General features: G+C 38.4%; 13 protein-coding genes and 2 pseudogenes. 6 read left to right on the top strand and 9 right to left on the bottom strand.

What is annotated here, in order from left to right; genetic code table 11:
- The 5 genes and pseudogenes from HNQ69_RS07985 to HNQ69_RS08250 form a co-directional block, all read right to left on the bottom strand.
- Positions 1-553: inositol monophosphatase family protein (locus HNQ69_RS07985; RefSeq protein WP_246348537.1), on the bottom strand; the 553-nt coding region annotated here is incomplete at its 3' end.
- 11 nt (positions 554-564) lie between these two features.
- Positions 565-1,140 (bottom strand): elongation factor P, encoded by a 576-nt coding sequence (efp, locus tag HNQ69_RS05855; protein WP_183229196.1) that lies wholly within the window; start codon positions 1,138-1,140, stop codon positions 565-567.
- 416 nt (positions 1,141-1,556) lie between these two features.
- Entirely contained in the window at positions 1,557-2,597 is a 1,041-nt protein-coding gene (locus tag HNQ69_RS05850; protein ID WP_183229195.1) for a tetratricopeptide repeat protein, read from the bottom strand.
- A 16-nt stretch (positions 2,598-2,613) separates the two neighbouring features.
- Positions 2,614-2,760 (bottom strand): annotated as a pseudogene (locus HNQ69_RS07980) (thiamine phosphate synthase); the annotation flags it as partial.
- A gap of 843 nt (positions 2,761-3,603) precedes the next feature.
- Complete coding sequence (locus HNQ69_RS08250) at positions 3,604-3,801, bottom strand: hypothetical protein (RefSeq protein WP_343056864.1); 198 nt, start codon at positions 3,799-3,801, stop codon at positions 3,604-3,606.
- 56 nt (positions 3,802-3,857) lie between these two features.
- Here HNQ69_RS08250 and HNQ69_RS07975 point away from each other — a divergent pair.
- Positions 3,858-4,107 (top strand): annotated as a pseudogene (locus HNQ69_RS07975) (hypothetical protein); the annotation flags it as partial.
- 433 nt (positions 4,108-4,540) lie between these two features.
- Here the strand turns inward: HNQ69_RS07975 and HNQ69_RS05840 are convergent.
- Positions 4,541-4,717, bottom strand: coding sequence for a hypothetical protein (locus tag HNQ69_RS05840; protein ID WP_183229134.1), 177 nt, complete (start codon positions 4,715-4,717; stop codon positions 4,541-4,543).
- 217 nt (positions 4,718-4,934) lie between these two features.
- Between HNQ69_RS05840 and relB the strand changes: the two genes are divergently transcribed.
- The gene (relB, locus tag HNQ69_RS05835; RefSeq protein ID WP_183229133.1) at positions 4,935-5,126 is read left to right on the top strand and encodes a type II toxin-antitoxin system RelB family antitoxin; all 192 of its coding nucleotides are present in this window, start codon (positions 4,935-4,937) and stop codon (positions 5,124-5,126) included.
- 615 nt (positions 5,127-5,741) lie between these two features.
- Here the strand turns inward: relB and HNQ69_RS05830 are convergent.
- Entirely contained in the window at positions 5,742-6,140 is a 399-nt protein-coding gene (locus tag HNQ69_RS05830) for a helix-turn-helix domain-containing protein (RefSeq protein ID WP_183229132.1), read from the bottom strand.
- 1,476 nt (positions 6,141-7,616) lie between these two features.
- Here HNQ69_RS05830 and HNQ69_RS05825 point away from each other — a divergent pair.
- Positions 7,617-7,958: a hypothetical protein gene (locus HNQ69_RS05825; RefSeq protein WP_183229131.1), complete on the top strand. Its 342-nt coding sequence runs from the start codon at positions 7,617-7,619 to the stop codon at positions 7,956-7,958.
- Positions 7,959-8,852: 894 nt separating this feature from the next.
- Here HNQ69_RS05825 and HNQ69_RS05820 read toward each other — a convergent pair.
- Together HNQ69_RS05820 and HNQ69_RS05815 are read right to left on the bottom strand one after the other, a co-directional pair.
- Positions 8,853-9,239 carry a TIR domain-containing protein gene (locus HNQ69_RS05820; RefSeq protein WP_343056868.1) on the bottom strand — a complete coding sequence of 129 codons (387 nt, stop codon included), beginning with the start codon at positions 9,237-9,239 and terminating at the stop codon, positions 8,853-8,855.
- Positions 9,240-9,776: 537 nt separating this feature from the next.
- A complete protein-coding gene (locus HNQ69_RS05815) occupies positions 9,777-10,430 on the bottom strand; it encodes a thiamine phosphate synthase (protein WP_183229130.1) in 654 nt (217 codons plus the stop codon).
- A 119-nt stretch (positions 10,431-10,549) separates the two neighbouring features.
- Between HNQ69_RS05815 and HNQ69_RS05810 the strand changes: the two genes are divergently transcribed.
- The 3 genes from HNQ69_RS05810 (at position 10,550) to ruvC (ending at position 13,092) form a co-directional block, all read left to right on the top strand.
- On the top strand, positions 10,550-11,752 hold the full coding sequence (locus HNQ69_RS05810) for an OpgC family protein (RefSeq protein ID WP_183229129.1): 1,203 nt from the start codon (positions 10,550-10,552) through the stop codon (positions 11,750-11,752).
- A gap of 163 nt (positions 11,753-11,915) precedes the next feature.
- Complete coding sequence (locus tag HNQ69_RS05805) at positions 11,916-12,434, top strand: DUF1465 family protein (RefSeq protein ID WP_183229128.1); 519 nt, start codon at positions 11,916-11,918, stop codon at positions 12,432-12,434.
- Positions 12,435-12,582: 148 nt separating this feature from the next.
- A complete protein-coding gene (ruvC, locus tag HNQ69_RS05800; protein ID WP_183229127.1) occupies positions 12,583-13,092 on the top strand; it encodes a crossover junction endodeoxyribonuclease RuvC in 510 nt (169 codons plus the stop codon).
- The last annotated feature ends 54 nt before the right edge of the window (positions 13,093-13,146 follow it).

Here is a 13,146-nt window from a genome sequence, read left to right as displayed (position 1 = left end):
GAAGTCCAGAAACTTCTGCCATCACATTGTGCAATTCAATAAGATATGCTCCATGATGGGGGCGACCAAGATGGGGCATCCCCGTTGCAATGACACAATCTTCTAATCTTCGCCGTGCAGAAACGCGACAGCGTCGGTCATTAAAGAAAGCACCACCACCACGTTCAGCGCTAAACAGTTCATCACTCACGGGATTATAAATGACACTAGCAACAATTTTTCCTTGACTTTCTAAGGCAATAGAAACAGCAAAAAAAGGAATGCCATGGAGAAAATTTGTTGTTCCATCCAAAGGATCGACAATAAAACGATGTTGTGAATCTTCTCCGATAATTTCCTCAGACTCTTCCATCAGAAAACCAAATTTTGGTCGTGCCTTGCTTAATTCATTGAAAATAATTTTTTCAGCTTTGCGGTCTGCTTGGCTCACGTAATCGGCTGGTCCTTTTAAAGACACTTGTAAATTTTGCACTTCACCGTAATCACGCACCAATGAGCGTCCAGCTTTCATTGCAGCTTGCACCATGACATTCATGATTGCAGAATGGGCCATGTTTTATTCCTTTATTTATCCTTTTCATTTGCACGGCGCAAATAAATTAACTCGTTGGTGTCTACAATGACACGTTCACCGGCATTAATAAAAGGTGGAACAAGAATGCGAATACCGTTTTCAAGAATGGCAGGTTTATAAGAGGCTGTCACCGTTTGTCCTTTGATGGCAGGATCAGCCTCAGCAATTGTGACAGTAACCTGGTCAGGAAGCGATATGCCGATTGGTTTTTCTTGATAAAGTTCAACTGTGACCGTCATCCCATCTTGAAGAAAAGCAGCGCGTTCACCAACAAAATCTTTTTGCAATTCAAGTTGTTCATAGGATTGCGAATCCATAAAGACTAAAGCATCACCTTGTTGATAAAGAAACGTAAAATCTTTTTGTTCAAGACGCACGCGTTCAACCGTTTCAGCCGCACGAAATCGTTCATTGAGTTTTGTACCATCAATCAAATTTTTCATTTCGACTTGGTTAAATGCACCACCTTTTCCTGGTTTTACGGCATTGCATTTAACGGCTACCCATAAACTTCCTTGATGCTCAATTACATTACCAGGGCGAATTTCATTGCCATTAATTTTCATCGTTTCTATCCAGTTCCATTCTTGCAAAAAGAGCTCTCTTTTTGTTCTTAGGGTTTTTCCCATCATTGTCTTTGTGGCAAGCTCTTTTGTTATTTTATCATGAACCCCCTTGTTGTTTTTGAGGTCGGTTCCTTTGAGCTTCTTGTTCAGTTTGCTCTTTCGTTGTCTTTGCGGTGGGCTTTCCCCATGCTCTTTGCAGAGAAAAAAGCCTAAAAAGTATCTTCAAAGAAGACGTTTTATATGTTCTTACTTTTCTGCTCTTTGCAAGACCACAAAAAGTGCTAAGACGCAAGCCCTTTAAAAATTTGCACAAAGATTTTTTAGGGATTTTAGGAGGATTTTTTAGCGATTCTTGTGCAGGTTTTTATGCGGATGACTTTCTTGGAATGAGAGGATCTCATTTTTTCAAGTATTTCTTAAAAAACAGGAAGAAGCTTTATTGCTTCTTTGCGTGCTTTTTCTAATTGGGTATTGTCCATACCGTCAAGCATTGTTTCAAGATCAGGTGCTTGTAGTTTTGCATGTCTTGCAAGCATATACCATGCCGCTGCCATTATCATATCGCCTTTAGTTCCTATTCCATCGCGGTAAAGTCTTGCAAGAGAGATCTGTGCTGGTGGGATCATGTTGATGGCGTTGCTATGAAGCAAATGAAAAGCACGTTGAAAATCGGTTTCTCCCCCACGACCTTGTACAAGCCATTGCGCCAAAAGAATTTGGGCTAGCGAGTGGTTATTTTGAGCAGCAACTTCTATGAGTTTACGTGCATTACGATCATCCTTTGGTCGCGTTAAAGTTCCTGAGGCAAGAATTTTCGCTGCAGCAAAAGCAGCTTCAGAATCACCAAGAGCAGCACCTTTTAAGAACCATTTGAGTGCCTGTTCTGTTGCCTCATTTTCACGACTTTGTGAAGTAACCCCTGGAAGAGCCTGTTCTTCTTGCGAAGCTTTATAAAGAAGCAATCGTCCATAATAGAAATAGGCTTCTTTTACACCAGCCTCTAAAGCCTTTCGAATAAACTGTTCACCTCGTTCTTGATTTTGCGCAATAAAATGACCGTCAAACAATATAAGGCCATAGCGCAGTTGCGCTTGTGGTTCACCTTGTTTTGCCGCACGTCCAAACCACAAAGCGGCACGCGCGCCGTCAGTAGGAACAGCGCACCCTTCTATATAAAGTCGGCCAACGAGAGTTTGTGCGAAGGGATCATTTTGTTCAGCGCGCCTGAGTGCTTCACGAAAGGCTTTCAAATAATAGCCTTGGATGTAATAGTCATAAGCTTGATCATATTGTCCAGCTTGTAAAGGCTGGAAAGGTTCTTTCATGTTTGAAGTTTTTTGAATCGTATTGAGAGAGCCTTCAAGATTTGAGAATTCTTTGGCATTGGCAGCACAACTCGCAACAGCAATTGCAAGCCAAATCGCCACCAGCATAAGCAGTTTAAAGCTTTTGATCATGGATGTTTTCTCCGCATCACAAAGGAGAATTTTCACATTTTTCTTTCATCATTTCAAGTATCATCAAGGAATTCTCATGGGCAAAAATGACTTCTTCGACGGCTATAAATTCACATACGGTTTTTAATACCTCAGCAAAAATCGCAAAATCGCTTCTTACTTGAACAAGTGTAGGTAGGGTATAATCTCTGTCGGCTATTATGCCAATTGGATAACGCGGACGGTGAGTTTGTGTTTTTTCTTAATCCCTTATCATGGATGTTTTTGCCATAAATTCCCGTTGTAAAATTTATTCAAAAAGAGGATTTGCTTTCAGGGTTGAAAAAGAAATATTTTCAACAGGGTAAAGGAGCGTTCTTTCCATACTATCCTTTACGACTAACATGCGATGAGAAAACAACGATTTTTCCATTGGAAACAAAATTTGAATTGATCAAATACTCCCCGTTGCGGATGTATTTTGCAATGATCTTGGATCTTAGTTTCTTCTTGTTCTACCAAACTATGCGAAAATGCTGACGGTGATATTGTTGAGTCTTTGATTATTGAGAAAATTATGCAAAACAAAATTCTCCAAAGAGGCTAGATTTTTATCAATCCCTTTATGTTTAAATTTAAAAACCGTAACGTCATTTTGCATCGTTATAAGAGATAAAAATTATTCATTTTGGATAAAAACAAGAGTTTTTGTTGCGGTGTAAATCGCTTTTCTTTCACAAGGGCTTTTAAGTCTTTACGTTTAAAATAGAGAGAATGTTCATATTAAATGGGGGATTCATCTATTCTCATAAATACGTAATATAATAATTTGGTCCGCCAGCCCAAGGATACTGAAGAACAGAAATTATACGTTCATCCTCCTTTGGTGTGAGTCTGTAAATTAAGTTTACACCTATATTTTGCTGTTTTTTTATTGTGTTGTTTTTTGGGTTGATCTGTATAGATCACGTGATATCCTTTTCGTCGCAACAGATTGACAAATAAAGGAGTAAAGTTGCCTTCTGTACTATTTTTCTTTATAATTAAGTATGGTTGTGGTGGGTGGTAAAGGTCTTTTGATCTTGCTGATATAATCATGAGCGATGAATTTTGCAGCATTCTTCTTAATGCCTTGACCAACATAACTTGATGAATAATTATTCACAGATGCAGAACCGGCCGCCAGCACAAGCGGTGGCAACAATAAATATTTCAACATCTTCAATTATTCCCCCCTAATTGTTATGCTCTCTTGGGAAAAGCCTACATCGAAATAAGAGCAACTTTACTCCTTTATTTGTCAATCTGTTGCGACGAAAGGGATATCACGTGATCTATACAGATCAACCCAAAAAACAACACAATAAAAAAACAGCAAAATATAGGTGTAAACTTAATTTACAGACTCACACCAAAGGAGGATGAACGTATAATTTCTGTTCTTCAGTATCCTTGGGCTGATTTTCTCATAACTATACTAACAACATGTCGATTTCCAATCACGCGGTATTTTTTTCATTCGTTTCTTTAAAAAACTATGATCATCCCTAAGTGTGCTTAAAGCTTATAATTAACATACAAAATATAGATGTTAAAAGTACCAAAAATAGGTAAAAATATACTATAGGTACAATTCTTTTCGTGATGTGCGGTAGTTATATAGTACTTTTAGATGGACTTATCAGGAGGGAAGTGCGGCCATTGGATGACCTTGCCAAGGGGTAAAATGATATCTTTCGTCTCCATAACGTTGAAATTATAACCGAGACGAAGAGTAATTGTTGGTTGAGTGTTTAGATTTTTACGGTCATTTTAATCCCGACTGCGCCCCATAGGAATTAAAACATTTTGACTTGTGGCTGAATCGTAAACACTTTCTCTTAACTAGACTATGATTTATCTGAGCAAATCACCCTTCATAGGATTGCTCATAACACTAGGAATAATGGTTCCAGCTCTCATATTTAAAGGCTTTTTTGAAGTGCTTCTTGCAGCGTATATTTTAAATAAATTTCTGCTTTTGGTAATTGCGATAAAAAAGCAATCTTTTGCGCTTTCATGTTAAGATTACGTCCTCCATCACCATTATAAAATAAATGATGTGTTAGGCACTCCTCCAGATCGACCAGATAAATTTTCAAGCGTTTCTTTTTGAGAGCGGCCCTTTTGAAAAATACGCATGAGTGCTTCTCCTGTTGTGCTGTAAATACCATGGATTTGATTAATATTATACTATCTTTACCATCAATACTTTACTCAATAAACGTTAAAAAGTTAAATATTTTCAATTGCTCGATATTGAATCCATAATCAATAGTAACTCTTATTTTTAGCGATAACTATAAAGGAAATACCGCTATGAAGACTGCTCTTTCTTCATTAGTTTCAGAGTTTGAGACAGCTGAATGGGAATTGAGTTATACTGACTGGTTGCATAACAAGGTAGCAAGTAATTTTGCTAATCCGCGTTCTGTTATTCCGCATGATGAGGTTATGGCTGAAATGGAAGCGGTAATCGACAAACTTGTTGCTGAACAGAAAAATTTATAGTGTTACCGGTTGTCTGGTTAGATTCAGCTCGTAGCGATTTACGTCAAATTTTAACTTATATTGCTCGTGAAATATTGCTCGTGAAAACCCCTCTGCTGCGCGATAAATGAAGAAACTGCTGGAAGTGTCTGTGCTACCGTTATCTGAACATCCAATACTTGTATTAAAAGAGGGTATTAGGGTTAAGAGAAATTGTAGCTCATCCAAATTATCTTATACCGTACCGAGTATAGCCATAAACCAAATCGAAATTGTTACTGTGGTACATGCTCGGCGTGAGTTTCCTATCTTCCTTTGATTTTTTATCTCCTTAAAGGACACAATTTTAAAACATATCTGTTCTTATAATAATATTCTATATCAGAAAAAACGATCGTTTGAGGTGTGGTGATGTAAGGCATAAAACTTACCCGTGTGGTGTTTTTTAGATGGTGTGGTGAATCTTCAAGGCAAGGTTTGTCCGTAGAGCTTATGAAATGAACCACATGCAGTGAGAAGCCAAGAGGAACCCATTCAGCTGGATTATTTACAGATCGGCGTTGGGAGGAAGCTCCGTCCTTTGAGGTGTGTGAGGCAAGCCAAGAACAGAGAGGCTAGCACCCTATACTGATGATTTTAAAAATTTTCATTCTGATCAGAGAGTAACTGTAAAATTGCTTTTTGTTTTACAGAGGTCAGAACTCTAAATCTTTTTAAAAGCAGATATTCCTCTCTGCTTGATATTATCTCATCATGATGGGATGGGATTTCTTTTTTTGTTAATAGATCAGGGTAAAAAAAGGAAAGTGGAACATTTAGTATATCGGCAATCTCCTTCAAACGCCCCGCACTTACACGATTCAATCCTTTTTCATACTTTTGGATTTGTTGAAAGGTTATACCTAAGGATTGACCTAATTGTTTTTGAGACATTTTCAGCATTTTTCGCCTATAACGAATTTTTTTGCCTATAAAAATGTCGTTAAGAAGATTTTTGGCTTGCATTTCCCCCACCGGGTGCGAGCGCCCTCGCATTGGTATTCCGGGAGTCTAAAACACTGACCTCGAATCAGCATTTTGCTTTTAGTGCTAAGAGCACCTGGACATAGCAAAATCTCCCGGAATTCCGGGACACCCACAAAGCGGGGTAAATTTTATGTATCGAGGTTTCGGGTTTTTAGATCCCTATTAGTCGTTGCGTATACGACCAAAATCACCTTTTGAGGTATAAAGTAATTTCAGGGGATTTACAATAAAAATGAAAAGGTTTTTGTAACATCTCATTTTTAATGAGAGGCTTTAATGAGAGGCTTTAATGAGAGGCTTTAATGGGAGGCTTTAATGAGAGGCTTTAATGGGAGGCTTTAATGGGAGGCTTTAATGGGAGGCTTTAATGGGAGGCTTTAATGGGAGGCTTTAATGGGAGGCTTTAATGAGAGGCTTTAATGAGAGGCTTTAATGAGAGGCTTTAATGAGAGGCTTTAACGGGAGGCTTTAATGAGAGGCTTTAATGAGAGGCTTTAATGAGAGGCTTTAATGAGAGGCTTTAATGAGAGGCTTTAATGAGAGGCTTTAATGAGAGGCTTTAATGGAAGGCTTTAATGGGAGGCTTTAATGAGAGGCACTCCAACTCTTCTCAAATCAAAAATAACCAAAAAAGCGGTAGCACTTTTGCGCATTGATCTTGTCTGTTCAACATTTTTCTTTTGAAGCGAATTTTTTGCCTATAAAAAAATGTCATTAAAAAGATTGCATTTCCCCCACCAGGTGCGAGCACCCTCGCATTGGTATTCCGGGAGTCTAAAACACTGACCTCGAATCAGCATTTTGCTTTTAGTATTGAGAGCACCTGGACAAAACAAAAACTCCTGGAATCCCGGGATGTTCACAGAATAGGCTCATTTTTACGCTCGGATTATAGGTTTTTTAGATCCCTTATTGGTGGTTGCGTAGATGATCAAAACACGTGCTTAATAGTAAAGTAATTTGAGAAGATCGCAATAAAAATAGTTTTTATTAAAAAATTATTTTTTAATGAGAGGCTACCGCTTCTCAAATTCTCCGTCCGCTCACCAAAATAATGACATTAGACCCGCATTTAATGAGAGGACTAACAAGCCTTAGGTTTTAGGGGCAAGGAAACCCTTACAAGGTGCCTGACGCGGCGTGCGGCTTGTTTTATTCCCTCTCACGCGGCTCCGAAATCATGATCAAAGAGGAGAGCTTATAGGGGGTGCCTAAACCACCTGCTCGCAATTCTTCATATTCAGTATCGGTCATGTAATTCTTAGGGATTCTTTTTTTGATCAAAAACTCCTTAACCATGGTAGATGTTAACATACTAATCGAATGATCGAATCTGAGCGACAAAAAACTTTCATTTATTTGTTGACAGTTATAACCAAAATGTATATCTATATTGTGATCAAAATGTGTTATTGTCATAATTTGTACTACATTATTTCATAGCAAGATCATTTGTAAATTTAATTTTATAGAAGGGTTTATTTCATGAAACGTGTTGTTTTAGCTGTGGCTTTGTTTTCCGTTTTTTCAGTATTATCCCCGGTAACAGCTAGTGCATTGCCGGTGGGGACTGGCTGGGGGAGTAAGAGAGATGCGATAGTGGAAAAAATTATAACACAAAATGGTTTAGGAACCAGAGAGAAACAGATTCTTAATAAAATTGTTGTTCCTGAGAGAAACAACCTCTTTTCTTATAAAGCTGACAGATTTCAAATTCAAGAAAAGTATCGTTCAATTCTTTTGGCTCTAGGATTGCATAATGCTTGTAGAAATCTTGACCCGAGAGAGTATAGTGGCCAACAATGGATGTCATGCTCCATTAATTAATTGAGTAAATAAAGAGAGAGGCTCTTGATAAAGAAGGCATCTCGTGGAACACGAGATGCGCAGCTTCCAAGAGAGACATTCTTGCTTTTGGTGGTTTAGGTCTTGGGAAAACAAATTGAGGTGTGTTTTCTGGATATGTTGGCTGTGATAACAGGCAATATGTCGACTAAAGTTGCCAAGCGATAGCTCTTCTTTTTTGTAAAAAAGTCAGAAGAAATTTTTTCATTTTTAGTTCTTTTGTTAGGAAGTTTTATTCTAGGCATTGTAAAACTTCATCCTTTCCTATTATTTTCAATAAAACAAGTGCTTCTTCCTTCCCTACAGAATGGGAAGGAGAGCTGGAGCGTTGCGAAACATTTAAAAACCTCCGCTTAAATCATCAAAAAATGGCTTACGTTCTTCTTTTGAAACGAATTTTTTTGCCAACAAAATATCGTTAGGAATATTTTTCTTGCATTTTAAAGCTCTTCCATCGGGCATTGGGGGGCGAGTGCCCTCGCGTTGGACTTCCGGGAGTTAAAAGTACTGAGCTCTAGTCAGCTTTTTGCTTTTAGTGCTCATGGCACCTGGACAGAGCAAAATCTCCGGATTTCCTATGATATTCATAGCATGAGCTCATTTTATGTATCGGGACTTCAGGCTTTTAATCCCTTGTTGATCGTCATGTAGACGACCAAAAAACGTGCTTGATAGTAAAGTGATTTTAGGAGGAGGTGCAATAAAATTAAAACAGTTTTTGTAATGTATAATTTTTTAAAGAGGCACTCTGTTTCTCATCAAATCAAAAATGACAAGAAAAGCAGTGGCACTTTTACATATTGATCTTGTTTACTAAAGTGAATTACAAGCGTACAAAGTGCGTTCAGAAACTAAAGATGGGGACGTTATTCAAGTTTAATTTAATGCATAAGCAGCTTTCTTTGCATCTATAGTGAATCCAGAGTCTATTAATCGATCGATAATTTTTGGAATTGTTTCTCCTACGTGGTTTTTAAAAGGAATGTATAAAATTCCTTCGACATTTGAAAGTATTTCAATGTTTTGTTTTCTTAGAATAGCAACATTTTTGCGAGAAAGTGCGGACCTTAATATACCCATTTCGAGAATAACATTTTGTCGTGCACGAGGTTTTGCTTGTTCTTGACCGTCAATTTTGGAACAGCCTATGTCATCGGGAGTAAGCAGGACAATAATAAATTTTATAAAACAGGTTGGTTTACAGATTTCCTTTTCCAAAGCTTCAATTATGGTTGAACCATTACTGCTCGTATTTTGTAAGATGTAAGGTTCGAACCCAAGCCTGCGAAGAGTAAGTTCAAGTTACTCTAGGGCAGCAGAATCATGCCCGTGGACGATAAAGATTTTTGGAGAAGAAGATTTTAATACATGGGAAGAAGTTTGTGTAGAAGAAGTCTTTGATTTTTCTTCTATATGCTTAGCCAAATCTTTATATGCTTAGCCAAATTCTTGTTTTAGCTTCAGCTTCGCAATTTCTTTACCTTGAAATTGAAGAGTTCCTTTTTCAAACCGGTTAAGTATTGCTCCATTAAAGAATTTGAGCTGATGTCCCTGTTTTAATGGATTGAGAGTATAAGATTTTCTCTTCTGTGATTTCATATCCAGTTGTGTGAACTATGTCTTAAGGCTTCAAACATCCCTCTGTATTCCATTTTTACCCCTCTTTTGTATTCCCTTTTCTGTAATTGTGTGTGTTATTTAGACAGTACAGAGGCGAGCATGTGGTTTTTTATCAATACTTTATTTTTTTATCAATACTTGATCATGGATGTTTCCCCCATCATGGATGTTTCCCCCGCATCACAAGGGGGATTTTTTGCATTTTTCTTTCATCATTTCAAGTATCATCAAGGGATTCTCATGGGCGAAAATGGCTTGTTCAACGGCAATAAATTCACAGGTGGTTTTTAATACCTCATCAAAAGTCGCAAAGTCACTTCCTGCTTGAACAACGGCAGGGATTTCCATAAGCTCTGCCCACCACCCTGCTAATTGGAGATTGCGGGGGTGAGCCTGCGGTTTTTTATCCGCACCCAGTTTCCCAAATAACAGATAATCGACACCTGCTTCTCCCGCTATCATGGCACAATGGCGATTACGCAGATTGCCAAAGCCGATTATTTTTTGTTCCTTTTTCTGATTTTCAAAGTGCTCGAGGGCGTTAAGATCGCCCTCTATGTGCAAACCATCTGCTTTTATGCGTCCAGCAATTCGGCTGTCTCCAGCTATGAGAAGGGCGGCGTCGTTATTTTGGATATCCTCTGCGTAGATTTGCGCTTGTTTTTGTAAAAAAGCTTCATCTTTCTCAGAATCATAGAGAATAACGCATGTAAAAGCCTTTGTTTGCAAGATTTGACGTAAAAAAGTGGACTGTAAGATACGTCGAACATCTAATGTCAAAACCAATTGAGGAAAAAGAGGAGGATCAATCGGTTTATTCTTTTCTTTTGGCATACAACATCCTTAATTCCTTAAATAGAGAGAAATTTAACCCTTTAAAATTAAGCCTTTATCTTGTAGAATTTCTTTGCTAAAATGAACTTCTGCTTTTGTGACTTGTGGGGGCCCACTTTATGGGATACCAGGGTGTTTTAAATCATAATATGCATCCTTTTCCGCGAGATACACGCATCGATGTTTTTTGTTCTTTAGCCTTGTTGACGATTTTCATCAACCACATTCCCGGGACTTTATACGAATATATAACACATAAAAAATTCGGTTTTTCTGATTCAGCAGAAATTTTTGTTTTGCTTTCAGGAATTTCTCTAGAGCTAAGCTTTCATGTCCGGTTATATCAGGAGTCTTTTAATTTCATTAGACGCAAACTTTGGCGTAGAGCTCTTCAGCTTTATAGGGCATATCTGTTTACGACTTCTGCAACTTTAAGCCTTTTTATAGGTACCTTTTTATTGTGGCATACAGAAAAGATTTTAGCGATAAACAATGTCGGATTCTTTTTTACAAAGCCTTTCATAGCATTTTTTAGCACCTTAAGCTTTTGGCATCAATTAGGGTATAATAATATTCTTCCGCTTTATATTGTGTTGATGCTTTTTGCACCTTTTGCGCTTTATTTGAGTGGTAAACACAAAGGACTGTTGCTTTGGGGACTGTTGCTTTGGGGACTGTTGCTTTGGGGACTGTTGCTTTGGGGACTGTTGCTTTGGGGCTTGTTCATACTCTATCTCATTTGCGGATTTTATAAAATTGCCTCACCTTCTTACCCCTTACAGGGAAAGTGGTTTTTGAACTCTTGGTCATGGCAATTCTTGTTTGTCCTAGGGTTGATCGCTGCTTTACCTCTAAAACAAGGGAAAACAATCATCTTTCAGCTTTTCCTGGTTGTTCTTTCAGCCATATACCTTTTGTTCTCATTGTTATGGGTTCGCTTAAATTGGTGGGGCGTTTTGGGATGGCTTGGTTGGTCTTCCCCATTGATTAATTTTAATAAAACTTTTTTAAGTTTGCCCCGTTTACTCCATGTTGTGGCATTATCATCGCTGACCCTTTGTTGGCCTCGTTTACATAAGTGGTTTTCTGTCTCAGAAAAACATCCCTTAGCAATTTTAGGCAAACAAAGTCTACCAGTCTTTGTAATAGGAATGCTGTTTGCAATGTTTGGAAAAGTTTTAAAGACGGTGATGACAGGAACGTTTTTTTCCGATAGCTGCTTGATTATAAGTGGGATTACTATGCAGTTTGGAGATACCTGTTATTGTGAAAAACGTCGATTTCTTCAACGGTCCTTTTTAAGGAAACCAGTCAGCCTGTAACGCTGTCCTATGACGCGTTAACCTTAGATTAAGAAGTGCATTGCGTAAAAGTTTGAAAAAAGGTACTCAAAAAAAGCATTTTACACGGCAACAAAAGAAACTTTTTCATTCTCAATTTCGTTATGTATCATAATTTTTTTGATGATATTTGGAGTATAGAAACGTGAGTGCACATAAACGTCCTTATGATGAGCCCATTATCATGATTGAGCATAGTGCTTTCGAAAATGCTTTCAATCGCCTCTATGAAGAGACGATGACGTTGATTGAAGAAACAGCAACTTATATTGATACAGAAGGGAAATTAGCAACGCGTTCTCTCTCAGCAGAAGTTTCTGCAATTTATGCAAAAGAAGCCATGTATTTAAGTACACGGCTTATGCAAATCGCTTCGCAACTCCTTCTGCTTCGTGCAGAACGTGAAGGAGAAATGTCATCAGAACAAATACAAAAAGAAATCGCAAAGGTATCGCTTCATACACCGACGTTGAAACTCGAAACGACGCATTGGAAAGAGTTGCCAGAAGTTTTCCGCGATTTTGTCGCACGTTCACTTCGTCTAGAAGCGCGCATGCAATATATGCGATCTGGTAAAGAAGAGAGATCTTCCCACATATTGGAAGAGAAAAATCCCGTGGGAAAACAGATCGAATTGCTTAAGACAGCATTTAGACGGTCTTAGAAAATTTTGTCCTTCGCTTTTTTTCCATGTGGTTGTATGCTTTCTCTGTTAAAATAACCTTTGATCTCTTTCCTTGTTTAATTGTTCTGTTGTTCTCTCTTTTGTCCCACCCCTGTTCAAGCCTGGAAAAAATGGATAAGCTTGCTTTATGGCAGAGACGATTCGTATTATAGGTATTGATCCCGGTCTACGGCGTACAGGATGGGGCGTTATCGATCTCTCTGGTAATCGCTTGCAATTCATTGCGGCAGGAACGATTTCTTCTGATGGTGGGTGTGACCTTGCTTCTAGACTCTGTCAGCTTTACAAAGGGCTCTCAGAAATTGTACATCAATTTATGCCTCATGAAGCCGCTGTGGAACATGTATTTGTCAACAAGGATGCTACGGCAACTTTGAAACTTGGTCAAGCGCGTGCTATCGCACTCCTTGTTCCGGCGCAAGCAAATCTCCCAGTTTTTGAATATGCTCCAAATAAGGTAAAAAAATCAGTTATTGGTGTTGGTCATGGTGCTAAAGAACAAATTCATATGATGGTAAAAGTTCTGCTGCCGCGTGCTGAATTTAACAGCAGTGATGCAGCTGATGCTCTCGCACTTGCTCTTTGCCATAGCATGCACCGCACCAGTCTCTCTCATCGTTCAAGGGTTATGGTATGATGGGCAAATTAACGAGTATTTTTCGACGTATTTTTGATGCTTCTCTTCTGATGG

This window comes from Bartonella callosciuri (assembly GCF_014203215.1).
GTDB classification, from domain to species: domain Bacteria; phylum Pseudomonadota; class Alphaproteobacteria; order Rhizobiales; family Rhizobiaceae; genus Bartonella; species Bartonella callosciuri.
The sequence above is the reverse complement of the archived record's forward strand: the minus strand, read 5'-3'. Positions and strand labels throughout refer to the sequence as shown.

What these genes read in the sequence shown, in the direction of transcription:
- ruvC (WP_183229127.1), top strand. Translation starts at nt 12,583, where the DNA reads ATGGCAGAGACGATTCGTATTATAGGTATTGATCCCGGTCTACGGCGT.
- HNQ69_RS05825 (WP_183229131.1), top strand. Translation starts at nt 7,617, where the DNA reads ATGAAACGTGTTGTTTTAGCTGTGGCTTTGTTTTCCGTTTTTTCAGTA.
- relB (WP_183229133.1), top strand. Translation starts at nt 4,935, where the DNA reads ATGAAGACTGCTCTTTCTTCATTAGTTTCAGAGTTTGAGACAGCTGAA.
- efp (WP_183229196.1), bottom strand. Translation starts at nt 1,140, where the DNA reads ATGAAAATTAATGGCAATGAAATTCGCCCTGGTAATGTAATTGAGCAT.
- HNQ69_RS05810 (WP_183229129.1), top strand. Translation starts at nt 10,550, where the DNA reads ATGGGATACCAGGGTGTTTTAAATCATAATATGCATCCTTTTCCGCGA.
- HNQ69_RS05830 (WP_183229132.1), bottom strand. Translation starts at nt 6,140, where the DNA reads ATGCGAGGGCGCTCGCACCCGGTGGGGGAAATGCAAGCCAAAAATCTT.
- HNQ69_RS05815 (WP_183229130.1), bottom strand. Translation starts at nt 10,430, where the DNA reads ATGCCAAAAGAAAAGAATAAACCGATTGATCCTCCTCTTTTTCCTCAA.
- HNQ69_RS05850 (WP_183229195.1), bottom strand. Translation starts at nt 2,597, where the DNA reads ATGATCAAAAGCTTTAAACTGCTTATGCTGGTGGCGATTTGGCTTGCA.